Annotated in this window: 19 protein-coding genes and 1 riboswitch; of the genes, 12 read left to right on the forward strand and 7 right to left on the reverse strand. The window is 65.8% G+C overall.

The genetic code is table 11. The features are described from left to right. Positions 1 to 118 precede the first annotated feature (118 nt). On the forward strand, positions 119 to 2,044 hold the full coding sequence (locus tag JQ572_RS23850) for a sigma 54-interacting transcriptional regulator (protein WP_211385251.1): 1,926 nt from the start codon (positions 119 to 121) through the stop codon (positions 2,042 to 2,044). 10 nt (positions 2,045 to 2,054) lie between these two features. Here the strand turns inward: JQ572_RS23850 and JQ572_RS23855 are convergent, their stop codons facing one another. The 3 genes from JQ572_RS23855 to JQ572_RS23865 form a co-directional block, all read right to left on the reverse strand. Continuing rightward, positions 2,055 to 2,933, reverse strand: a complete 879-nt coding sequence (locus tag JQ572_RS23855) for a sulfurtransferase (RefSeq protein ID WP_211385252.1) — start codon at positions 2,931 to 2,933, stop codon at positions 2,055 to 2,057. Between the two features lie 94 nt (positions 2,934 to 3,027). Then, positions 3,028 to 4,140 (reverse strand): acyl-CoA dehydrogenase family protein, encoded by a 1,113-nt coding sequence (locus tag JQ572_RS23860; RefSeq protein WP_211385253.1) that lies wholly within the window; start codon positions 4,138 to 4,140, stop codon positions 3,028 to 3,030. Between the two features lie 35 nt (positions 4,141 to 4,175). Next, complete coding sequence (locus JQ572_RS23865; protein WP_211385254.1) at positions 4,176 to 4,718, reverse strand: OsmC family protein; 543 nt, start codon at positions 4,716 to 4,718, stop codon at positions 4,176 to 4,178. A gap of 246 nt (positions 4,719 to 4,964) precedes the next feature. Between JQ572_RS23865 and JQ572_RS23870 the strand changes: the two genes are divergently transcribed. After that, positions 4,965 to 5,627: a TetR/AcrR family transcriptional regulator gene (locus JQ572_RS23870; RefSeq protein ID WP_211385255.1), complete on the forward strand. Its 663-nt coding sequence runs from the start codon at positions 4,965 to 4,967 to the stop codon at positions 5,625 to 5,627. 6 nt (positions 5,628 to 5,633) lie between these two features. On the opposite strand, the gene JQ572_RS23875 is transcribed toward JQ572_RS23870, so the two are convergent. Further along, positions 5,634 to 7,196 (reverse strand): bifunctional AfsR/SARP family transcriptional regulator/alpha/beta hydrolase, encoded by a 1,563-nt coding sequence (locus tag JQ572_RS23875; protein WP_211385256.1) that lies wholly within the window; start codon positions 7,194 to 7,196, stop codon positions 5,634 to 5,636. Between the two features lie 148 nt (positions 7,197 to 7,344). On the opposite strand from JQ572_RS23875, the gene mddA reads away from it, so the two are divergent. From mddA to JQ572_RS23895, 4 genes are read left to right on the forward strand one after another with little or no spacing between them, the layout of a single operon-like run. Further along, positions 7,345 to 8,139 carry a methanethiol S-methyltransferase gene (gene mddA, locus JQ572_RS23880; RefSeq protein ID WP_211385257.1) on the forward strand — a complete coding sequence of 265 codons (795 nt, stop codon included), beginning with the start codon at positions 7,345 to 7,347 and terminating at the stop codon, positions 8,137 to 8,139. Continuing rightward, positions 8,136 to 8,795, forward strand: coding sequence for a helix-turn-helix transcriptional regulator (locus JQ572_RS23885; RefSeq protein ID WP_249129221.1), 660 nt, complete (start codon positions 8,136 to 8,138; stop codon positions 8,793 to 8,795). The genes mddA and JQ572_RS23885 overlap by 4 nt, the downstream gene beginning before the upstream one ends. After that, positions 8,792 to 9,769: an NADPH:quinone oxidoreductase family protein gene (locus tag JQ572_RS23890; protein ID WP_211385258.1), complete on the forward strand. Its 978-nt coding sequence runs from the start codon at positions 8,792 to 8,794 to the stop codon at positions 9,767 to 9,769. The genes JQ572_RS23885 and JQ572_RS23890 overlap by 4 nt, the downstream gene beginning before the upstream one ends. Positions 9,770 to 9,803: 34 nt before the next feature. Further along, the gene (locus tag JQ572_RS23895) at positions 9,804 to 10,553 is read left to right on the forward strand and encodes a PaaI family thioesterase (RefSeq protein ID WP_211385259.1); all 750 of its coding nucleotides are present in this window, start codon (positions 9,804 to 9,806) and stop codon (positions 10,551 to 10,553) included. A gap of 107 nt (positions 10,554 to 10,660) precedes the next feature. Here the strand turns inward: JQ572_RS23895 and JQ572_RS23900 are convergent, their stop codons facing one another. Then, positions 10,661 to 11,857 (reverse strand): TrmJ/YjtD family RNA methyltransferase, encoded by a 1,197-nt coding sequence (locus JQ572_RS23900; protein ID WP_211385260.1) that lies wholly within the window; start codon positions 11,855 to 11,857, stop codon positions 10,661 to 10,663. 354 nt (positions 11,858 to 12,211) lie between these two features. Here JQ572_RS23900 and JQ572_RS23905 point away from each other — a divergent pair, with 354 nt between their 5' ends. The 3 genes from JQ572_RS23905 (at position 12,212) to JQ572_RS23915 (ending at position 14,316) form a co-directional block, all read left to right on the forward strand. Further along, positions 12,212 to 13,426, forward strand: coding sequence for an NADP-dependent isocitrate dehydrogenase (locus JQ572_RS23905; RefSeq protein WP_211385261.1), 1,215 nt, complete (start codon positions 12,212 to 12,214; stop codon positions 13,424 to 13,426). Between the two features lie 99 nt (positions 13,427 to 13,525). Next, positions 13,526 to 14,026 (forward strand): DUF3455 domain-containing protein, encoded by a 501-nt coding sequence (locus JQ572_RS23910; protein WP_211385262.1) that lies wholly within the window; start codon positions 13,526 to 13,528, stop codon positions 14,024 to 14,026. A gap of 5 nt (positions 14,027 to 14,031) precedes the next feature. After that, positions 14,032 to 14,316, forward strand: a complete 285-nt coding sequence (locus JQ572_RS23915) for a DUF3303 domain-containing protein (RefSeq protein ID WP_211385263.1) — start codon at positions 14,032 to 14,034, stop codon at positions 14,314 to 14,316. 18 nt (positions 14,317 to 14,334) lie between these two features. On the opposite strand, the gene JQ572_RS23920 is transcribed toward JQ572_RS23915, so the two are convergent. Together JQ572_RS23920 and alaS are read right to left on the reverse strand one after the other, a co-directional pair. After that, positions 14,335 to 15,561 carry a cyclic nucleotide-gated ion channel gene (locus JQ572_RS23920; RefSeq protein WP_211385264.1) on the reverse strand — a complete coding sequence of 409 codons (1,227 nt, stop codon included), beginning with the start codon at positions 15,559 to 15,561 and terminating at the stop codon, positions 14,335 to 14,337. A gap of 6 nt (positions 15,562 to 15,567) precedes the next feature. Then, a complete protein-coding gene (alaS, locus tag JQ572_RS23925) occupies positions 15,568 to 18,246 on the reverse strand; it encodes an alanine--tRNA ligase (protein WP_211385265.1) in 2,679 nt (892 codons plus the stop codon). Between the two features lie 266 nt (positions 18,247 to 18,512). After that, positions 18,513 to 18,603: riboswitch (glycine riboswitch) on the forward strand. Between the two features lie 158 nt (positions 18,604 to 18,761). On the opposite strand from alaS, the gene gcvT reads away from it, so the two are divergent. From gcvT to gcvP, 3 genes are read left to right on the forward strand one after another with little or no spacing between them, the layout of a single operon-like run. Then, the gene (gcvT, locus tag JQ572_RS23930; RefSeq protein ID WP_211385266.1) at positions 18,762 to 19,910 is read left to right on the forward strand and encodes a glycine cleavage system aminomethyltransferase GcvT; all 1,149 of its coding nucleotides are present in this window, start codon (positions 18,762 to 18,764) and stop codon (positions 19,908 to 19,910) included. A gap of 10 nt (positions 19,911 to 19,920) precedes the next feature. Beyond that, complete coding sequence (gene gcvH, locus JQ572_RS23935; RefSeq protein WP_211385267.1) at positions 19,921 to 20,289, forward strand: glycine cleavage system protein GcvH; 369 nt, start codon at positions 19,921 to 19,923, stop codon at positions 20,287 to 20,289. A gap of 18 nt (positions 20,290 to 20,307) precedes the next feature. After that, positions 20,308 to 23,175, forward strand: coding sequence for an aminomethyl-transferring glycine dehydrogenase (gcvP, locus tag JQ572_RS23940; RefSeq protein ID WP_211385268.1), 2,868 nt, complete (start codon positions 20,308 to 20,310; stop codon positions 23,173 to 23,175). Positions 23,176 to 23,269 lie beyond the last annotated feature (94 nt).

Raw genomic sequence — 23,269 nt, forward strand, 5'->3', positions numbered from 1 at the left:
GCATGCCACCGCCTCTCCGCCCGCCAGTGCGTTGATGACGCAGAGCTTTCGGTCACACTTGGCCACTACGAAAAGTCGTGATAAACGATATTTCGTAGTTCAATTACGAGATCTCGCAATGGCAACGACGCCAATGCCCAGCCACAACGATGCGGCCGAAGCCGTCGACCCGCGTGTCGGAGCGTTCGAATCCTCGGTCGAGGCAACGCTGCTGGTCGATCCCTATGGCGACCAGATCGTCGATGCCAATCCGGCCGCCTGCGCCCTGCTCGGCTACGACCGAGCATTGTTGCGCCAGACCAAGGCCAGCACCCTTCATACCGGCCAGCTCCCGGCCCTCACCGTGTTCACCCAGGCCGTGCTTCACAAGGGCGCTTACTGGACCACGGCGCTCACCCCCCGCCACGCCACCGGGCAAAATCTAAGACTCGAATACGCCGGCTGCCTGCTGCCGCATGACGGCGGCACGCTGGTGCTGCTCACGCTGACCGATCTCGAAGCGCGCCGCCGCCGCAATGTCGATGCCGCCGCCGAAGACCACATGCGCAGCGGCATTTCGACCTGGCAGCGGGTCGAGCGGGTGTTCCAGGACATCGAGCGCGAAAACCAGCTGATCCTGCGCGCCGCCGGCGAAGGCATCTATGGCGTCAACGCAGAAGGCAAGACCACCTTCGTGAACCCCGCGGCCGAGCGCATGCTCGGCTGGACTGCCGAGGAGCTGGTCGGCAAGGAAATCCACCCGATCATGCACCACACCCACCATGACGGCCGGCACTATCACAACCACGATTGCCCGATCTATGCGGCGTTCCGCGACGGCGCCGTGCACCAGGTCGACGGCGAGGTGTTTTGGCGCAAGGACGGCTCGCCGGCCTGGGTCGAATACACCTCTACCCCGATCCGCGACCGCGGCGTGGTGGTCGGCGCCGTCGTGGTGTTTCGCGACGTCAGCCAGCGGCGCGAGGCCGACGAGAAGCTGCACGCCGCACTCACCGAGGTCGACCGCCTGCGGGAGCGGCTCGAGCTGGAAAACGCCTATCTCCAGGAGGAAATCCGCATCGAGACCAACCCCCGCGGCATCATCGGTCAAAGCGAGGCGGTCCAGCAGACGCTGCGTCAGGTCAAGCTGGTGGCGCCGACCACGGCTGCGGTGATGATCACGGGCGAGTCCGGCACCGGCAAGGAGCTGATCGCCCGCGCGATTCACGAGGCTTCCACCCGCAGCGACCGGCCTCTGATCCGCGTCAACTGCGCCGCGATCCCGCGCGAATTGTTCGAGAGCGAGTTCTTCGGCCACGTCCGCGGCGCTTTTACCGGCGCAACGCGCGACCGTATCGGCCGGTTCGAGCTCGCCGACGGCGGCACGCTGTTCCTCGACGAGGTCGGCGAGATTCCGCTCGAACTTCAGGGCAAGCTGCTGCGCGTGTTGCAGGAGGGCAATTTCGAGCGGGTCGGTCAGGAGCGCACGCGCGCGGTCGACGTCCGCGTCATCGCCGCGACCAATCGCGATTTCAAGCAGGAGGTGCAGCGCGGCCGTTTTCGCGAGGACCTCTATTTCCGCCTCAACGTGTTTCCGATCGAGACGGTACCCTTGCGCGAGCGGCGCGAGGACATTCCCCTGCTCGCCCAGCATTTCCTGACGCGCGAGAGCAAGGCGCTGAAGTCGAATCTGCGCCTGTCCGAAGGCGACGCGCGGCGGCTGACCCGGTACGATTGGCCCGGCAATGTCCGCGAATTGCAGAACGTGATCGAGCGCGGTGCGATCCTGTCGCAAAACGGCCGCTTGCGGATCGACCTGCCGGATGCATCCGGCGCGCTGGCTCAGACCGGCGCCGCCCGCCAGAAGGCGGAGGCGCGCCCGGCGGTCATGACGTCAGCGGAGATGCGCGATCACGAAAGGGCCAACATCCTGGCCGCGCTCGAGGCCTGCGCGGGAAAAGTGTTCGGCCCCGGCGGGGCAGCAGAGATGCTGGACATCAAGCCGACCACGCTGGCATCGCGGATCAAGGCGCTGGGAATTGCGCCCCGTCCGCGTGCCACGTGATGGCGAGCGCTCACGCCGCCTTGGTCGTCATTTCCGATGCGATCGGCAATCCCTGCTCGATCGGCAGCGACGGATCGCGCGACCATTCGTTCCAGGAGCCGAAATACATCCGCACGTCCTTCACGCCGGCGTTCTTAAGCGCCAGGAACGTGTTCGAGGCGCGCGCGCCCTTGAAGCAGTAGAGATAGACCGGCGTGGTCGTCGAGATGCCGACGGTGGCGCATTCCGCCAAAATCTCGTCCTTGGACTTGAAGCGCGGACCTTCGGCGGTCGGCTTCATCATGCGGTACCATTCCAGCCACACGGCGCCGGGGATGCGGCCCTTGCGCGGGCAGAAATCCTTGCCGTAGGGCGAGGAGCTGTCGCCGATCCACTCGTCGACATCGCGCACGTCGAGGATGGCGATGCCGGGCTTGCCGACCGCGGCGAGCATGGTCTTCGCATCGATCAGGATCTCGCCTGCTTCGGGCACGATCGAGAACGAGGCCTTCGCCGGCGCCGGCACATCCTTGGTCACCGGAAGACCCGCGGCGGCCCAGGCATCGAAGCCGCCATGCAGCACCTTGATCTTGGGATAGCCGAGCATGGTGAGCAGATAATAGCCGCGGCAGGACTGACCGAAGCCGGAGTTCATCGATTGCTCGTAGACCACGGCGGTTTCCTTGCCGGAGAGGCCGGCCGCGCCGAAGGCATCGGCGAATTTGGTCTTCAGCTCGGCCATGCCCTCCGGCGTCGAGGTCGCAAGGAACGTGAAAATCTCATGGACGTTCACGGCATTGGGGAGGTGCCCGGCGCCGTAGGCGTCGGGGTTGCGGGTGTCGATGACGACACAGGGCTCGGTCTTCAAGAGATCGGCAAGTTCGCTGGCAGAGATCAGAACGTCCGTCATTGGCAGCCTCTCCGTTGAGGTTAAGTGGTCTTCTGGGGTGGACTCGTGAAGCTCAGGACTCGAAACTCAGGACTTGAAACTCGAGACTTGAAACTCAGGACTCGGCGAGCATCTTGCGCAGCTGCTTGGTGGCCGGCGTGACGATCGCGACGAAATAGGCCTCGCGCAGACGCCGCTGCGCGCGGTGGCTCTTGAGATAGCCGCGGGCGCCACAATGCAGCATCGCCGCATGCGCCGCCGCGACGCTGGCCTCGCCGGCACGAAGCCTGAGCGCGATCACCTTGCGCCAGTAGGTCTCCTCCTCGTTGTACGGATCGCGCGCCAGCTCCATGGTCTCCGCCTCGAGCTCGGCGGCGAGATCGCGGAAATGCACCGGCTGCTGCGGCAGATAGCGGTTGATGTGGCCGAGCGGATTGTCGACCTCGTCCATGATGTTGATGCAGTCCTTGATGAGGCCGAGCGCCATGCCGGCCTGGAGCAGGATGAAGCCGGCGCGGATCTTCTTGACGAAAGGCGCGGCGGGGTCGGCCAGGATCAGCTCGTCCGGCACGAATGTGTCGCGGAACTGCACGCCATAGGTGCCGGTGCCGTCCATGGCGAGGAACGGCTTGCACGGCGTCAGCGTGATGGCGGGATCAGCGCAGTCAGCCAGGAACATCACGGTGCCCGGCTCGTCCTCGCGCTCGAAGATCGTGCCGAAGTAATGGTCCGGACCGAGATTGGAGACCCAGGGCAGCGCGCCGCGGACGATGTAGCCGCCGTCGACCTTTCGCCCTTTCAGTTTGAGCTTTTCGATACCGAAGAAGCTCTTCATCGGATTGGAGAGCCCGGTGCCGCCGAGCACCCGCCCGGTCGAGAACGCATCGCCGAAGCGCTTGGCGAGCTTCATGTTGGTGGAGTTGGCGGCGTACCAGACCAGCGTGTTCTGGCACCAGGCCATGAAGGCGGTGCCGCCGCAGACCTCGCCGATCGCCGCCATCGCCTGGATGGCGCAGCGCAAATCGGCAGGACCTTCGTGGGGCACGTGACTGCTCCAGGCGCCGACCTCGCCGAATTGGCGCAACACCGCGGCAGGATAGACCGTGCCGTCGTCGATGCCGGCGGCGAGCGGCGCAAGCTGCGCCCGCGCGATCCGCGCCACCTCCCCTGCAATGGACGGTGCGGGCTGATCCAAAACTTCGGCCCGTGATAAAGCCAGTGAACCCATGATCGTCTCCCGCACCTTGCCCTGTTGCCGTCAGCCTAGACGCCGACCTCGAGATTGACCGGGCGGGTGAAGGTGTTGGCGACCGGCGACCATTTCTTCACATGGGCGACCAGCGCGTTGATCTCGTCCTGCGAGATGCCCTCGCATTCCATGTCGACCTTGACGCGCACATCGGTGAAGCCGACCGGCTTGTCGGAGACGTCGCCGGTGCCCCAGACGGCCGTGATGTTGAGGTCGCCTTCGAGTTCGAGCTCGAGCTTGTTGACGATCCAGCCGCGGTGCACGGCGTTGGCATGCAGGCCGACCGCAAGGCAGGAACCGAGCGCGGCGAGCGAGGCTTCCGACGGATTTGGCGCGGTGTCGTCACCCAGAAGACCCGGGGGCTCGTCGACGATGTAGGGCGGCAGATTGCGGATGTAGTTGGCGTGGCGGAACTTGCCTTCCGCGACCGTCTTGCACTTCAAGGTCTTGACGACCTTCGGATTGGCCTTGCCGCTCGCGATCAGTTGCTCGAGGCCATTCTTGTCGATGGGCGCGAGGCAACCCGTCAGCACTGTCTTCTGAACGACGGCAGTCATCATCTTCTCCCTGGCAGAAGTGGAAATCGGTAGGATACCGAACGGTCTGTTTCCTTGCATGGAGCGTGCCAGAGCCGGCCAAAAACAAAAGGCGAAGCATTGGAGCCGCTTAGCCTGCGCTGCCTGCGGATTGATCAGCCGCCGTTTGCTCAAAGGCGATGCAGATGCGCCTTCTCGTGCGAATCTTTTCGGCTCGGAACAGATGCGGCTTGCTGATGCGGCGCTGCTGCGGGTAAGTTTGGACTCATGGCCAAGCCCTCACCGAACAAGCCGTCATCGAAGAAGAATTCGCCCCACGCCGTCACGGGCGAAGACGAGTCCGCGCGCGGGCGCCTCCTGAGCGCCGCGACGCATCTGTTCTGCAAGAACGGAATCAACGCCACCGGCATCGATGCGATCATCGAGGAAGCCGGCACCGCGAAGACCACGCTCTATAAATTGTTCGGCTCCAAGACCAATCTCGTCAACGCGGTGCTGGAGAGCGAAGGCAAGCAGTGGCGCGAATGGTTCATCGGCGCCATGGAGGAAGGCGGCGGCGACGCGCAGGCCAAACTCACGCGCATCTTCCCGGCGCTGAAGAGCTGGTTTGCGGAAGAGCGCTTCTACGGCTGCCCTTTCATCAACGCGGTCGGCGAGCACGACAAGGACGCCAAGCAGTTCCGCAATATCGCGCTGAAACACAAGAAGATCGTGCTCGGCCACATCGAGAAGCTCGCCGGCGAGCTCGGATCCAGCGAACCCCTCGTGCTGGCGCATCAGCTCGGCCTGCTGATCGACGGTGCCATCGTCGCGGCGATGGTGTCGCGCGATCCGGGCGTGGCCGATACGGCGGCGCTGACGGCGGGCCCCCTGCTCAGCCAGTCCAGGGCAAGGAAGAAGCGCGCGGCGGATCAGCTCGAGGCGGTGTGATCTCTCTTACCGCCCCGCCTTCCCCTCCCGCGGCAACGCCTCCGTAAACCGCCTGATCGCCGCGAGCACCGGCTGCTGATCTCCGGCAAAGAACCAGTGATCATGGCCGTCGAGCTCGACGAACTCCGCGCCGCTGATCCGGCTCGCGATGTCGCGGCCGGCGGCGATCCGCACGGCCTGGTCGTTCCGCCGGTGCAGCACCAGCGTCGGCACGGCAATTCGCGCCAGAAGGTGCCGCACGTCGGCATCGCGAAACGCCGCGAGCACGGCCGAGATGCCGCCGGGACTGGAGGCGGCGCGCAGCAGCCCCGCCCACCAGGCGCGCGCCTGCGGATCATTGGCCAGGCTCGGCGCGAAGGCTTCGATCCCGACCGGCCCGCCCCATTGCGCGATGAGGTGGCGGCTCCAGGCGTCATACTGGCTGGCGCGCAGCGCGTGCGGATAGTCCTGTGACCAGCAGCCCTTGGCCAGCGCACCGAACAGAATGAGCCCGGCCACGCGGTGCGGGTCATCGACCGCGAACTTGATGCAGGCCGGCCCGCATTCGGATGCCCCGAACAGCACGACGCGGCGCGCATCCGCCGCCCGCAACACGGTGCCGATATCCTCGGCGGTGACGTCGATATCAGGAGCCGATCCAACCCGGTCGGACAACCCGATGCCGCGGCGATCGAACACGATCAGGCGTCCAAGCTTCATCAACGACGCCAGAAACGTCCGGCTCGCGGGATGCTCCCAGGCGCGCTCCACATGCGACACGAAGCCGGGCATGACCAGGATGTCGAGCGGGCCGCTTCCGTAGGTCTGATACGCAAGATGCACATCTGAGCCCTTCACATAGCGTGTCGCCGGAACGGAATGCGGCGCCGCCGCGGGGCTCATCAGCGCTTCGGTCTCGGCTTCCGGCGCGACGCCAAGCTCGTCGCGCAGACGCTGCGTCAGTGCCGCGTGATGCCGCTCCGCCGCGCTTCGGTCGCCGGCGAGCAGCAGGCTTCGGATCAGATGCCGGCCATAGACCTCGCTGAGCGGATCGAGCTCGACCAGACGGCCCGCATGCGCGGTCGCGGCAAAATGATCGCCGGCTGTATTCTTGTCCTGCACGAGACGTTCGAGCGCGTGCATGAGCCGTCCCCTCAGCGCCTCACGGCGAAAGAATGACCAGTCGTCGAATTCAGGAGAGTGGTCCGGAGAGAAGCCGGCGAGAAAGTCACCCCGATAAAGCTGGCAGGCCGCTTCAAACTCGCCGCGATCGCAGGCGCTCTCGAACAGCTGCGAGTCGATCTTCAGCTCGACCGCCGGTGACCAACGCACACTGGTGCGGTCGGTCTCGAAAACCGGTTGGTCAAGCGTAAGCTCGATGCGGTGAAGCAGGCGCCGCAATCGGGCGAGACCGGTCTCTCGGGGCGTTTCCGGCCAAAGCAGAGTGGCGATGACATCGCGCGCAACGGCGCCTTTGGCCTCCGCAAGATAGATCAGCAGCGCAAGGCCCTTGCGCAGGTTCAGCTTGATCGAGCGTCCGTCGGCATGAACCTCCGGGAACCCGAACGCCCCCAGCGAGAAAGCCGTCATGAAGATCCTCCCTCCCCAGCCGGCGCCCCGGGGGGACGCACAGGGGACGGTCCACCGCTAACAATCGGGGCAGATCGCACCCGCTCGCCAGCGAGCATTTCAGGCTCCTGCATGCGGCACCGTTGCCGTCGGCACAATAGGAAAAACCATGTTCGCACGCCTCGCAATCCTGCTCTACGCCCTCGTCAGCTATGCCGTATTCACGGCTTCGTTTCTCTACGCGCTCGGTTTCGTCGGCAATTATGTCGTGCCCAAGTCGATCGATATGTCGATCGATATGCCGATCGACGTTGGCGGCCCCACGAATTGGGGCGAGGCCATCGCCGTCAACCTGCTGTTGATGAGCCTGTTTGCAATCCAGCACACCGTCATGGCGCGCCCGGCCTTCAAGCGATGGTGGGCCAAATTCCTTCCGCTCGCCTGCCAGCGCAGCACCTATGTGCTGCTGTCCAGCCTGATCCTCCTTTTGCTGTTCTGGCAGTGGCGTCCGATTCCGGCACCGATCTGGCAAACCAGTGGCATGGTGGCCTGGCTGCTGATCGGCGTGCATTGGCTCGGCTGGCTGATCGCGTTTGCCTCCACCCACATGATCGACCATTTCGATCTGTTCGGTCTGCGTCAGGCGTTCGTTACGTTCCGCGGGACCAAGATCTCGGGTCAATCGTTCAGGACGCCGCTGCTCTACAAGATCGTGCGGCATCCGCTCATGCTGGGCTTTCTGCTCGCGTTCTGGGCGACGCCCGAGATGACCGCCGGCCATCTGCTGTTCGCGATCGCGAACACGGCCTACATCCTGGTCGGGCTACAGTTCGAGGAGCGAGATCTGATCGCCGAGTTCGGCGCGACCTATCAGGAGTATCGCCGGCGCGTTCCCATGCTGGTGCCGCGTCTGTTCGGCCGCCGCCGGACGGACGATCGCCGCCCTGCAGGAGCGCCGCGATGAACGCGCTGTTCTCTCTCCCCAAAATGTCCGTGGATGCCGCCACATTCGCCGATACGCTCGATGGGCTCGACGTCGGCCTGTATCTCGTTGCCGCGGACGCGCGTCTCGTTCACGCCAATACGGCCGGCCAGGCCATTCTCGATGCGCGCGACATCCTGCGTGAAATCCGCGGGCACCTCGCGGCCTGCGATCTCGCGGCCAACCAGACCTTGCAGCAGCTCTTCGCGGCGGCGGGACAGGTCGGCGAAACTTCAGTGCCGATGATCGGGACCCATGGACAGCGCTACGTCGCCCATGCCCTGCCGCTGCCATCCGGCACGCGCCGGTGTGCGGATGTGGCCTGCAGCGCCGCAGCAGCCTTGTTCGTTCGCAGGGCCGCGCTGACGATGCCGCCGCGTTCCGAAGTGATCGGCAAGGCATTCAGACTGACGCCGACCGAGTTGCGCGTGCTGCTCGCGATCGTCGAGCTCGGCGGCGTTCCGGAAGTGGCGGCCGCGCTCGGCGTCGCCGGCACGACGATCAAGACGCATGTCCGCCGCCTGTTTGAAAAGACCGGCGCCGCGCGACAGGCCGATTTCGTCAAGCTCGTCGCGGGATATGCGACGCCGTTGAGAAAACCTGCCGAATGCAGACAATCCACTGGAGCACCACGATGAAAGCAGTTCTGTGCAGCTCGTTCACCGGGCCGGGCGATTTGCGCCTCGGCGAGATCGACGAGCCGAAGCCGGCCCGTGACGAGATTCTCATTGATGTCCACGCGGCGTCCGTGAGCTTCATGGACCAGTTGCTGGTTTCTGGCCTCTACCAGATGCGGCCACCGACGCCTTTCGTGCCCGGCACTGAAGCATCCGGTGTCGTCGTCGCGGTCGGCGACGGGGTCACGACATTCGCCCCCGGCGACCGTGTGGCTTGCAGCGCCTGGACCGGCGGCTACGCCGAACGGATGATTGCCAAGGAATCGAAGAGCGTGCGGTTGCCGGATGGCATCGCGTTCGAGGCCGCGGCGACGGTCCTGCACAATTATGGCACGGCCTATTATGCGCTGGTCGAGCGAGCCCGGGCGCAGCGCGGCGAAACCCTGTTCGTCACGGGCGCCGCCGGCGGCGTTGGACTGGCCGCCGTCGACCTCGGCCGTCAACTGGGCCTGCGCGTCGTCGCCGGTATCGGTTCCGATGACAAGGCTGCCCTGGTGCGCCGTTATGGGGCCGGCGAAATCGTCAACTATCGCAGCGAGGATCTGCGCGACCGGATCAAGTCGATCACGTCAGGGGAAGGCATCGACATCGGTTTCGACAATGTCGGCGGCGCGATTTTCGAGCAGATCGCCCGGCTGATGAAATGGGCCGGACGGCTGATGCCGATCGGCTTCACCAGCGGCGAAATTCCGCAGCTCCCGATGAACCTGCCGCTGCTGAAAAACTATTCCATCCTCGGCGTCTTTGCCGGCGCCTGGGTGGAGAAATTCCCGACAGAGGCAGCGCGCGCAAATGACACGCTGATGCAATTGCTGGCCGACGGAAAAATCCGCCCGCACGTCGATCGCATCCTCCCTTTGGAGGATGCCGGGGACGCCATGCGCGCCGTGGCGAGCCGGACGGTTCAAGGACGAATTGTCCTAAAGGTCAGGTAAGGTGAGCGGGCCACGGCAGGAGAGAAACACACCGATGACACAGATCATCATCGACAACCGCTTTTGCGGTCCTCCGAACTCCGGCAACGGCGGCTATGTCTGCGGCCGGCTCGCCCGCCACATCCCCGGGGCTGCGGAGGTGACGCTGCGCGCACCGCCTCCCCTGGACAAGCCGCTCGATGCGGTTGCAACGGACGACAGCACATGGGAGCTTCGCGACGGCGCCAGGGTCGTCGCGACAGGACGGGCCGCAAATGTCGAGCTTGCGCGACTGGAAACAGCCAGCTTCGAGGAGGCCTGCGCCGCCGAGTTGCTGACGCCGCTGAAGCCGCACGAGCATCCGCTGCCGACATGCTTCGTGTGCGGTCCGGCAAGGGCGAAAGGCGACGGCCTGCGCATTTTCGCCGGCTCGCTCGGGCGTCACAATGCCGTTCTCGCAGCGAGTTGGACGCCGGATAAGAATCTCGCCGCCGAGGACGGCCCGGTCGCGCCAGAATTCCTCTGGTCGGCACTCGACTGCCCCACCGGCTTCGCCTGCAATTGCGATCAGCAGAACGGCAGCTTCGACAAGACGCCACTGCTGCTCGGACGAATGTCGGCCCGGATCGAGGCCCGCCCCCGCCCCGGCGACCGCTGCATCATCACGGCCTGGCCCACCGGTCGCGACGGCCGCAAGCGCACGGCCGAAGCCGCGGCGCATGATGAAGCCGGGAGGTTGCTGGCCGTGGCGCGGGCGACATGGATCGAGGTCCAGCGCGAGGTGCAGCTTGGGCGTCCTTCGTAGGTGGGCAAAGGCGCGCAGCGCCGTGCCTACCGTCTCTCCCCTTGCCCGATGCGCACCGGTGGGCACGTTCCGCTTTGCCCCCCTGCAAGACCTTTGCCCGACGAGACCTACGCGCTCTGCTCGATCATCTCCTGCAGCCGCACCAGCTCCGCCTCGATATCGCGTTCGACATCTGCCGCCCGAATCTCTAGCACGCGATAATCGCGCGCCTCGAGCCAGGCCCGCCGCGACGCGCGGTCTGCCGCGATCGTCTCCCCCTCGCCCGGGTTCACCAGTTCGATCGCGATCCGGTGCGGGAACGAGACGAAGTCAGGGATGTGGCGGCCGACCGGGGTCTGACGCTTGAACCCTCCTGCAAAGCGGCGGTCGCGGGTCAGGGCCTGCCAGAGCAGGCGCTCGGCGTCGGTCGGGTTGCGGCGGAGCAGGCGGGCGAGCCCGCGCACCGTCGAGCCGCTGTCGGGGACACCACCCTGCCCGTGCTCGGCCAACAGCGCGCGCAGGCGCGTGGCCTGCTCCCCGTCGAGCACGCCGCCCTTGGCGGGACCCTTCCGCCCTTCCGCGATCGCCATCACCACGCCGTGCAGGGTGTGCATGTCCTGCTTGGTCGGCTCCATCCGGCTGAAGATGTTGCGCAGGTTCACCAGCATGGTGTCGCGCTTCTCGGCCGGGCGCAGGAATTCGACCCGGTCGAGCTCGCGGATCAGATTGTCGAAGAAGGCCTGCATCTGGTGCTGCGAGGCGCGCTCCGAACGTTCCGGCATGCTGTGCGGCAGCTCGCCCGAGGTCGCCCGTTTGAACCATTCGTAGCCGACCAGCAGCACGGCCTGGGCGAGGTTGAGCGAGGCGAAGCCCGGATTGACCGGAAAGGTGATGATGCGGTTGGAGAGCCCGACCTCCTCGTTGGTGAGCCCCCAGCGCTCCCGGCCGAACAGGATACCGGCCTTGCCGCCGGTCGCGACGTGGCCGGAGATCTCGCTTGCTGCTGCCTCAGGCCCGACCACCGGCTTGGCCTGGTCGTGGGGGCGCGCGGTGGTGGCGAACAGCAGGTCGAGATCGGCGACGGCCTCGCCGACCGTGTCGAACAATTCGACCTTGTCCAGAATGTAGTCGGCACCGGCGGCCGCCCGCTGGGCGGCGATGTTGGGCCAGCCGTCGCGCGGGTTGACGATGCGCAATCGGCTCAGCGCGAAGTTGCCCATGGCGCGCGCGGCCATGCCGATGTTTTCCCCGAGCTGCGGCTCGACCAGGATCACGATGGGACCGTCGAGGGAAAGGCCCGCCTTGGTCTTGTCAGTCCCCGACATCTCGCTTCGCTTTCACACTGGTTCTCAAGGCCTTGCCAAGACGCTTTCAGGACAAGGCGCTGTTAGGAATTGATTCAAAGCCGGCCGCGGGGCCGGCTCTGCCCGTTCGCCTGTCGTTTGCCTGTCCTGACGAAATTCTCAAGGGAAATAACGGGTTGGATTCGACTTTTGAATCTCGCCCGAAACCTCAACCCCGCCCCGCGACGGTGCCGCACCCCGCCCCCCATCTGGGGAAGCTGGATCGGCTAAAAGTGCATAATCACTTGGCTTTCGCCCGCCGCGCGGCGGTGCTAAGAGGCGGCGGATATTCACGTTGGCGCCAGCGGCGCCGTTCCCAAGAGGGCTTCCCCGATCATGGCAAAAATCAAGGTATCCAATCCCGTCGTCGAACTCGATGGCGACGAGATGACCCGGATCATCTGGCAGTACATCAAGGACAAGCTGATCACTCCGTTCCTGGATGTCGACCTGATGTATTTCGACCTGGGGATGGAGTACCGCGACCACACCAACGATCAGGTCACCATCGACGCCGCCGAAGCCATCAAGAAGGTCGGCGTCGGCGTCAAGTGCGCCACCATCACCCCGGACGAGGCCCGGGTGAAGGAGTTCAATCTCAAGCAGATGTGGAAGTCGCCGAACGGCACCATCCGCAACATCCTCGGCGGCGTGATCTTCCGCGAGCCGATCATCTGCAAGAACGTGCCGCGCCTGGTTCCCGGCTGGACCAAGCCGATCATCATCGGCCGCCACGCTTATGGCGACCAGTACCGCGCCACCGATTTCAAGTTCCCGGGCAAGGGCACCCTGTCGATGAAGTTCGTCGGCGAGGACGGCACCGTGATCGAGAAGGAAGTGTTCAAGGCGCCCGGCGCCGGCGTCGCCATGGAGATGTACAATCTCGACGATTCCATCATCGACTTCGCCCGCGCCTCGCTCAACTACGGCCTGCTGCGCAACTACCCGGTCTATCTCTCGACCAAGAACACCATCCTCAAGGTCTATGACGGCCGCTTCAAGGACATCTTCCAGGATATCTACGACCGCGAGTTCAAGAAGGACTTCGAGGCCAAGGGTCTGACCTACGAGCACCGCCTGATCGACGACATGGTGGCCTCGGCGCTGAAATGGTCCGGCGGCTACGTCTGGGCCTGCAAGAATTACGACGGCGACGTGCAGTCCGACACGGTCGCGCAGGGCTACGGCTCGCTCGGCCTGATGACCTCGGTCCTGCTCACCCCCGACGGCAAGACGGTCGAAGCCGAAGCGGCCCACGGCACCGTGACCCGCCACTACCGCGAGCACCAGAAGGGCAAGGAGACCTCGACCAACTCGATCGCGTCGATCTTCGCCTGGACGCGCGGCCTCGCCCACCGCGCCAAGCTCGACAACAATGCCGAGCTCGCCAAGTTTGCGAACACGCTGGAGAAGGTCTGCGTCGACACCGTCGAGGCCGGCTACATGACCAAGGACCTCGCGCTGCTGGTCGGCGCCGACCAGCGCTGGCTCTCGACCACCGGCTTCCTCGACAAGGTCGCCGAGAACCTGACCAAGGAGCTGGCGGCGTAAGCCGTCCGCAATTTCGCCCGACTGGGCCAGACATCATCACGGGCCGCGCCTCCAGCGCGGCCCGTTCGTTTTTTGAGACCCCTTTGCGGAGATGCGACCATGTCGATCAAGCTTGCTGCCCCCAGCCTGTTGCTCGCGGCCCTGATCGGACCGGCCTTCGCCGCCGACCCGCTCCCGGACGCCATCGCCGCGCCCGGCGAGAGCGTCGTGCTCAGCGTCCATGCCGAGGGCGCGCAGGTCTATGAGTGCAAGGCAGCCGCCGACGGCAAGCTCGCCTGGGCCTTTCGCGAGCCGATCGCCACCCTGCTCGCCGAGGGCAAGACCATCGGCCGGCACTATGCCGGGCCGAGCTGGGAGCATGCCGACGGCAGCGCCGTGGTCGGCAAGGCCATCGGCAACGCGCCGGGTGCGACGGCCGCCGATATCCCCTGGCTGAAGCTGGAGGTCGCCTCTCGCCGCGGCAGCGGCGTGCTGACGCCGGTCACCACCGTCCAGCGCATCAACACCCATGGCGGCAAGCTCGAGGGCTCTTGCGAGAAGGCCGGCGAGTTCAAAAGCGCGCCCTATTCGGCCGAGTATGTTTTCCTGAAGAAGGGCTGAGACCGATGCTTTTCATGGTGATCGAGCGCTTCAAGGACCGCGATCCGATTCCGGTCTACCGGCGCGTCCGCGATGAAGGCGTCAAATTCCCGGAAGGCCTCAAATATCTCGGCAGCTGGATCGAGCCGAATTTCGACCGCTGCTTCCAGCTGATGGAATGCGACGACGCACGCCTGTTGCAGGAATGGGTTTTGAACTGCCAGGGCTTTGGCATGACGTTCGAGATCGTGCCGGTGGTGCCCAGCAAGGAGACGCGCGAGGTCGTGGCGCCCTTCCTCGACGGCAAGTAACCGCCGGGACTATTCGTCTCAGCGGTCGGTGCCCTCGCGCTCGGCCTGCGCCAGCTCCGCCGCGGCGAGATCGCCGGTCTCCTCCAGCCGCGCCTTCGCCGTCTGGTGGACGTGCGCGGCGAGCGTCGGCATGCGCGCGATCAGGGCGTGAAAATCCTGGGCGTCGAGCACGAGCAGCCGGGTCTTGCGCGTCGCCGTCACCGTGCCGCTGCGCTTGGTTTTGTGCAGCAGCGCGATCTCGCCGAAAAACGTGCCGTCGGTGAGCCGCACATGCTGGCTCGGCAGCGCGATCTCGACCTCGCCGGCGGTGATGAAATACATCGACGAGGCGTCATCGCCCCGCCGCACCAGGATCTCGCCCTGCTCGATGGTGCGGGCGCGGAGCAGCCGCATGATGTCGGCGATCTCGGAGGCCGACAGATGCGAGAACAGCGGCACCCGCGCCAGCATGCCCCAGGTGACGACGAAATCGCGCCGCTTCACCTCTTCGGCGAAGGCCGTCGAGATGATCGCAACCGGCAGCGCGATCATGGCGAAGCCGCTGATGATCGTGAAAACGGAGATGAACTTCCCGAGCGCCGTCACCGGCACGACGTCGCCATAACCGACGGTGCCGAGCGTCACGATCGCCCACCACATCGCCTGCGGGATGGTGCCGAGCTTGTCCGGCTGCACGTCGCGCTCGATGGCGTAGAGCAGCGAGGCGAAGGTCAGGACCGCGCCGATCAGGATGACGATGCAGCCGATCAGCGCCCGCCGCTCGGCATGCACGGCGGCGAGCAGCGAACGCATCGCCGGCGAATAGCGGACCAGCTTGAAGAAAGGCAGCACGCCGAGCGCGGCCAGCGTCGCATGCCGGCCGGCGATAAGCACGATTCCCGCGGGCAGGAACGCCATGAGGTCGATGATGCCGAGCGACGAGAAGGCATAAGAGAGCCGGTCGGACAGCGCGGACGCCTTGCGCTGGGTGTGACCGGCAACCGTCCACAGCCGCGCTAGATATTCCAGCGCGAACACGATCACGGACAGGATAGTGATGCCTGAGAACAGCACGCCGAACTGCGCATCCAGCTCCGGCACCGAGGCGAGGATCATCGCGGCCACGTTGAGCACGATGACGCTGATGATCAGCTGGATGAAGCGCGACCCGGCCGAATAGGCCAGCGGATCGTGCTCCAGCAGTTCGTAGAGGCGATCCCTCAAATCGGGATCGCGCAAGCCACGTCCCCGCGGAACGAGGCCCATGGCTGTCTAAGCGCCCGTCATCGCTTTTTCGATCGCGCTCAGCGCCTCGGTCGCCTTGGCCCCGTCGGGGCCGCCGGCCTGGGCCATGTCGGGCCGCCCGCCGCCGCCCTTGCCGCCGAGCGCCTCGGAGGCGACGCGCACCAGGTTCACGGCGTTGAAGCGCGCGGTGAGATCCGCGGTGACGCCGACCACGACACCGGCCTTGCCGTCCTCGGTGACGCCGACGATGGCGACCACGCCGGAGCCGATCTGCTTCTTGCCGTCGTCGGCGAGGCTCTTGAGATCCTTCATCTCGATGCCCTCGACCGCGCGCGCCATCAGCTTGACGTCGCCGACCTCGCGCACGCCGGAGGCTGCGCCATTGCCGCTCGCCGCGCCGCCGCCCATCGCGAGCTTCTTGCGGGCGTCGGACAATTCGCGCTCGAGCTTCTTGCGCTCGTCCATCAGCGCGGCGATGCGCGCCGGGACGTCGTCGATCGAGGTGCGCAGCTCATTGGCCGCGGTCTTGGCCAGCGCCATGGTGTCGTTGGCATGCTTGCGTGCATAATTGCCGGTCAGCGCCTCGATGCGGCGCACGCCGGAGGCGACCGCGCTCTCGCCGGTCAGCGTGATCAGGCCGATGTCGCCGGTGCGCTTCACGTGGGTGCCGCCGCAGAGCTCGACCGACCAGCCGAGCGCATTGGCACCGCGCTCGCGCGCGGTGCGGCCCATCGAGACGACGCGAACCTCGTCGCCATATTTCTCGCCGAACAGGGCGCGCGCGCCGGCCTCGCGGGCCTCGTCGACGCCCATGACGCGGGTCGTGACCTCGTCGTTCTCAAGCACCACGTTGTTGGCGATGTCCTCGACGCGGGCGAGCTCCTCCGCCGTGATCGGCTTCTGATGCACGAAGTCGAAACGCAGGCGATCCGGCGCAACCATCGAGCCGCGCTGGGCGATGTGGTCGCCGAGCACCTGGCGCAGCGCCTCATGAATGAGATGCGTCGCCGAGTGGTGCGCGCGGATCGACGAGCGCCTGCCGTGATCGACCTCGAGCTGCAGCGCGGTGCCGAGCTTCAGCTCGCCGCTCTCCAATGTGCCGATATGGACGAAGAGATCGCCGAGCTTCTTCTGCGTGTCGGTGACGCGGAACTTGATGCCGCCATCGCCCGTCAGCACGCCGGTGTCGCCGACCTGGCCGCCGGACTCCGCATAGAACGGCGTCTGGTTCAGCAGCAGCGCGCCGGTCTCGCCGGCCTTGAGGCTGCCCGTTTCCTTGCCGTCCTTGACCAGCGCGGAGACGACGCCTTCGGCGCTCTCGGTCTCGTAGCCGAGAAATTCGGTCGCACCCAGCCTCTCGCGCAGCGGGAACCAGATCGCCTCGGAGGCCGCCTCGCCGCTTCCGGCCCAGGACGCGCGCGCCTTGGCCTTCTGACGCTCCATCGCGTCGGTGAAGGAAGCCTGGTCGACGCTGATGCCGCGCGACTTCAGCGCGTCCTGCGTCAGATCGAGCGGGAAGCCGTAGGTGTCGTACAGCGTGAAGGCGACGTCGCCGTCGAACATGTCGCCCTTCTTCAACGACGCGCTCTTCTCGTCGAGGATGGCAAGGCCGCGGGTCAGCGTCTTGCGGAAGCGGGTCTCTTCCAGCCGCAGCGTTTCCTCGATCAGGTTTTCCGCGCGCATCAGATCGGGATAGGCCTGGCCCATCTCGCGCACCAGCGCCCAGACCAGGCGATGCATCAGCGGCTCCTTGGCGCCGAGCAGCTGCGCATGGCGCATCGCCCGGCGCATGATCCGGCGCAGCACGTAGCCGCGGCCCTCGTTCGAGGGCAGCACGCCGTCGGCGACCAGGAAGGCGGAGGAGCGCAGGTGGTCGGCGATGACGCGGAACGAGGCCACGGTCTGCTCGTTCGGCCCGCTGCCGAGCGCGGACGATGTCGCGTCGATCAAATGACGGAACAGGTCGGTCTCGAACACGCTGTCGACGCCCTGCATGATGCAGGCCATGCGCTCCAGCCCCATGCCGGTGTCGATCGAGGGACGCGGCAGCGCCACGCGCTCCTCCTTCGTCACCTGCTCGTACTGCATGAACACCAGATTCCAGAATTCGAGGAAGCGGTCGCCGTCCTCCTCGGGACTGCCCGGCGGTCCGCCCCAGATGTGCTCGCCGCGATCGATGAAGATCTCCGAGCACGGGCCGCACGGCCCGGTGTCGCCCATCGCCCAGAAATTGTCCGAGGTCGGGATGCGGATGATGCGGTCGTCGGAGAAGCCGGCGATCTTCTTCCACAGGCCCGCCGCCTCGTCGTCGGTGTGGTAGACGGTGACGAGCAGCTTGTCCTTCTTGAGCCCGAACTCGGACGTGATCAGCTTCCATGCCAGCTCGATCGCGCGCTCCTTGAAATAGTCGCCGAACGAAAAATTGCCGAGCATCTCGAAGAAGGTGAGATGGCGCGCGGTGTAGCCGACATTGTCGAGGTCGTTGTGCTTGCCGCCGGCGCGCACGCATTTCTGCGACGTGGTGGCGCGCTGATAGGGCCGCTTCTCGACGCCGGTGAAGACGTTCTTGAACTGCACCATGCCGGCATTGGTGAACATCAACGTCGGATCGTTGCGCGGCACCAATGGCGAGGACGACACGATTTCGTGGCCGTTCTCGGCAAAGAAGTTCAGAAAGGTCGACCTGATCTCGTTGACGCCGCTCATGTTCATCCAATCGGGTGTGCTTGGACCCGCCATACGCCATCCAAACCGCAAGTTTGGGCTGATATCTGCGGGCCAAAGCGCTTTTAGACAAGGCCAGCTTCGCTGTCCAGAAACTGTGCAACCGGATCAGTGGGTTGCCGCAGGCGCGCAATCCCCGTTGCAATCCCGTTGCAATCCCGTTGCAATCCCGTTGCAATCCCGTTGAAAGCCGCCGATGCCGCGTTGACAGGCTTGGCCGCCCTGTGGTCTGTACCCATCTGTATCGTACGGCCACGTCGGGAGAGACCGGCTTTAGGCAGCCGGCGCCGAAGGAGCAACCGCCCCGGAAACTCTCAGGCAAAAGGACCGCGTGGCTTTGACGACATCTGGAAAGAGGCGCCGACGGGCGATGACCTTCTAAAGGTCGACCCGGACAGCGTCCGCCGACGGGATAATACTCTCAGGCACAGCGACAGATGGGGCTTCGACTGGTGTCCACGGGAAATCGTTCCCGGGGAACCGCCGAGGGCCCCGTAATGCTTGCGCGTGACGACAAAGAATCCCTGAAACGCACCCCCCTTTACGATCTTCACGTGTCGCTCGGCGGCAAGATGGTGCCGTTCGCGGGCTATGACATGCCCGTGCAGTACCCCGCGGGCGTGCTGAAGGAACACCTCCATACCCGCAGCCAAGCCGGCCTGTTCGACGTCTCCCATATGGGACAGCTCGCGCTACGGCCGAAATCCGGCAGGGTCGAGGACGCCGCCCGCGCGCTGGAACGGCTGGTGCCGCAGGACGTCGTGGCGATCGCGCCGGGGCGTCAGCGCTATGCCCAGTTCACCAATGCGGACGGCGGCCTGCTGGACGATTTGATGGTCGCCAATTTCGGCGATCATCTGTTCCTGGTCGTCAACGCCGCCTGCAAGGAGCAGGACGAGGCGCATCTGCGCGCGAATCTCTCCGGCGACTGCGTCATCGAGCAGCTGGCGGACCGCGCGCTGATCGCGTTGCAGGGTCCGAAGGCGGAATCGGCACTGGCGAAATTGTGTGCAGAGGCGCCGTCCATGAAATTCATGGATGCCGGCCCGCACAAGGTCGCCGGCCTCGACTGTTTCGTCTCGCGCTCCGGCTACACCGGCGAGGACGGGTTCGAGATTTCGGTCCCCGCAGGCGACGCCGAGCGCCTCGCCAGGACGCTGCTGGACAACGCGGATGTGCTGCCGATCGGCTTGGGGGCCCGCGACAGCCTGCGTCTCGAGGCAGGCCTCTGTCTCTACGGCCACGACATCGACACCACGACCACGCCGGTCGAAGCCGCGCTGGAATGGTCGGTGCAGAAGAGCCGCCGCAGCGGCGGCGCGCGCGCCGGCGGCTTTCCCGGTGCCGACAAGATCCTCGCTCATTTCGACAACGGCGCAAGCCGCCGCCGCGTCGGGCTGCGCACCGAGGGCCGCGCGCCGGTGCGCGAGGGCGCGCTGCTGTTTGCGGATGCGGCCTCCAGCGAGCCGATCGGAAAGGTCACCTCCGGCGGCTTCGGCCCGAGCCTGAATGCACCGGTCGCGATGGGCTATGTGCCGACGAGCCTGAGCGCGCTCGATACGAAACTGTTCGCCGAGGTGCGCGGCCAGCGGCTGCCGCTCACCGTCGCCGCCATGCCTTTCGTGAAAAACACCTACAAACGCTGAGGACAAGACAATGACCACGACGCTGTACACCTCCGACCACGAATGGCTCGCGATCGACGGCGACGTCGCCACCGTCGGGATCACCGACTACGCGCAGTCGCAGCTCGGCGACGTCGTGTTCGTCGAGCTGCCCAAGATCGGCCGCACCCTGAAGAAGACCGAAGCCGCCGCCGTCGTGGAATCGGTGAAGGCCGCCTCCGACGTCTACGCGCCAATCTCGGGCGAGGTGCTCGAGACCAACGCCGAGCTCGCGGGCGAGCCGGCGCTGATCAATTCGGATGCTCAGGGCAAGGCCTGGTTCTTCAAGATCAGGATCGCCGACAAGAGCGAGCTCGGCGGCCTCATGGATGAAGCCGCCTACAAGGCACACACGGCTTAAAGAGCGATGGAGCAAGCGATGACCGCGCACCGCAAATCCAACGGCGACGCCGCCGCCACCTTCGTTCGGCGCCACATCGGCCCCTCCGCGCGCGATGTCGCCGCGATGCTGGAGACCGTCGGCGCCAGGACCCTCGACGCGCTGATGGCGGAGACGCTGCCGGCCTCGATCCGGCAGGCCGCGCCGCTCGATCTCGGCAAGCCGCTCAGCGAGACCGAGGCGATCGCGCATATGGGCGAGCTCGCAAGCCAGAACCAGGTCTTCACCTCGCTGATCGGCCAAGGCTATTCCGGCACGATCCTGCCCGCGGTGATCCAGCGCAACATCCTCGAGAACCCGGCCTGGTACACCGCCTACACGCCCTATCAGCCCGAGATCAGCCAGGGCCGGCTGGAGGCGCTGCTCAACTTCCAGACCATGATCTGCGACCTCACCGGGCTCGACGTCGCCAACGCCTCGCTGCTGGATGAGGCGACCGCAGCGGCCGAAGCCATGGCGCTGGCGGAGCGGCACTCGAAGGTCGAGGCAAAGGCCTTCTTCGTCGACAAGGACGTGCATCCGCAGACGCTGGCTGTGATGCGCACCCGCGCGGAGCCCTTGGGCTGGACCCTGGTCGTCGGCGATCCCCTCGCCGATCTCGACAAGGCCGACGTGCTCGGCGCGCTGCTGCAATATCCGGGCTCATCGGGCGCCGTGCGCGACTTGAGGCCCGCGATCGCGGCACTGAAGGCCAAGGGCGCGCTCGCGATCGTTGCCGCCGATCTGCTGGCGCTGACGCTGCTCGCCTCGCCCGGCGAGCTCGGCGCCGACATCGCGATCGGTTCGGCCCAGCGCTTCGGCGTGCCGATGGGTTATGGCGGGCCGCACGCGGCCTACATGGCGGTGCGCGATGCGCTGAAGCGCTCGCTGCCCGGCCGCATCGTCGGCCTCTCCGTCGATTCGCGCGGGATGCCCGCCTATCGCCTCGCGCTGCAGACCCGCGAGCAGCACATCCGCCGCGAGAAGGCGACCTCCAACATCTGCACCGCGCAGGTGCTGCTCGCCGTGATCGCCTCGATGTACGCGGTCTATCACGGCCCCGAGGGCCTGACCCACATTGCGCGAAACGTGCATCGCCGCGCCGCCGTGCTCGCTGCCGGCCTGCGCAAGCTCGGCTTCGCGCCGAGTTGCGACAGCTTCTTCGACACGCTCAGCGTGGATGCCGGCACGAGGCGTGCCGAGATCGTCGCGCGCGCTGCCTCAGAGAAGGTCAATCTCGGCGTCGGCGAAACCGCATTGCGGATCGCGCTCGACGAGACCACCACGCCTGCGACGGTGGAAGCGGTCTGGCGCGCGTTCGGCGGCACGCTTGCTTACGCCGAGTTAGATGCGACCACGCGCGAGGCGCTGCCGGAGGCGCTGAAGCGCACGACCTCCTTCCTCACCCATCCGGTGTTCCACGCGCATCGCTCGGAGACCGAGATGCTGCGCTACATGCGCAAGCTCAGCGACCGTGACCTCGCACTCGACCGCGCGATGATTCCGCTCGGCTCCTGCACGATGAAGCTGAACGCGACCACCGAGATGATGCCGCTGACCTGGCCGGAATTTTCCAGCCTGCACCCGTTTGCCCCGCGCGAGCAGGCCAAGGGTTACCACGCGCTGTTCGCGCGGCTGGAAAAATGGCTGTGCGACATCACCGGCTATGACGCGATCTCGCTGCAGCCGAATTCGGGCGCGCAGGGCGAATATGCCGGCCTGCTTGCCATCCGCGGCTATCACGCGGCGCGTGGGCAGAGCCATCGCAAGATCTGCCTGATCCCCTCCTCCGCCCACGGCACCAACCCGGCCTCGGCCGCGATGGTCGGCATGGACGTGGTGGTGGTCGCCTGCGAGAAGAACGGCGACGTCGACGTCAATGATCTCCGCGCCAAGGCGGAGAAGCATTCGAACGACCTCGCCGCTGTGATGATCACCTATCCCTCGACCCATGGCGTGTTCGAGGAGCACATAAGCGAGATCTGCGACATCGTGCATGGCCACGGCGGCCAGGTGTATCTGGACGGCGCCAACCTCAACGCGCAGGTCGGCCTGAGCAGGCCCGGCGATTACGGCGCCGATGTCAGCCATCTCAATCTGCACAAGACCTTCTGCATCCCGCATGGCGGCGGCGGCCCCGGCATGGGCCCGATCGGCGTCAAGGCACACCTCGCGCCTTTCCTGCCCGGCCATCCGGCGACGCAAGCGGACGCTCCGGTCGGTCCGGTCTCGGCTGCACCGTTCGGCTCGGCTTCGATCCTGACCATCTCCTACATCTACATCCTGATGATGGGCGGCGAAGGCTTGAAGCGCGCCACCGAGATCGCGATCCTCAACGCCAACTACATCGCGGCGCGCCTCGATGCGCACTTCCCGGTGCTCTACAAGAACGCCAAGGGCCGCGTCGCACATGAGTGCATCGTCGACCCGCGCGCGCTGAAGAACACGAGTGGCGTCACCGTGGACGACATCGCAAAACGCCTGATCGACTACGGCTTCCACGCGCCCACCATGAGCTTTCCGGTGCCGGGCACGCTGATGATCGAGCCGACCGAATCGGAATCGAAGGCGGAGCTGGATCGCTTCTGCGACGCGATGATCGCGATCCGGAAGGAGATCGCCGAGGTCGAGGCGGGCCGCTTCAAGATCGAGGCCTCGCCGCTGCGCCACGCGCCGCACACCGTGCACGACATCGCCGACGATGCGTGGAATCGCGCCTACACCCGCGCCGAGGGCTGCTTCCCCGCGGGCAGCTCGCGCACCGACAAATATTGGTCGCCGGTCGGCCGCGTCGACAACGTCTATGGCGACCGCAACCTGGTGTGTTCGTGCCCGCCGGTGAGCGATTACGCGGAAGCTGCGGAGTAAGGGATCGTAGGGTGGGTTAGCGCAGCGTGACCCACCACTTCAGCTTCAACGGAGACGAACAGTGGTGGATTACGCCTTCGGCTAATCCACCCTA

The organism is Bradyrhizobium sp. SZCCT0153 (genome assembly GCF_018129995.1).
GTDB classification, from domain to species: domain Bacteria; phylum Pseudomonadota; class Alphaproteobacteria; order Rhizobiales; family Xanthobacteraceae; genus Bradyrhizobium; species Bradyrhizobium japonicum_G.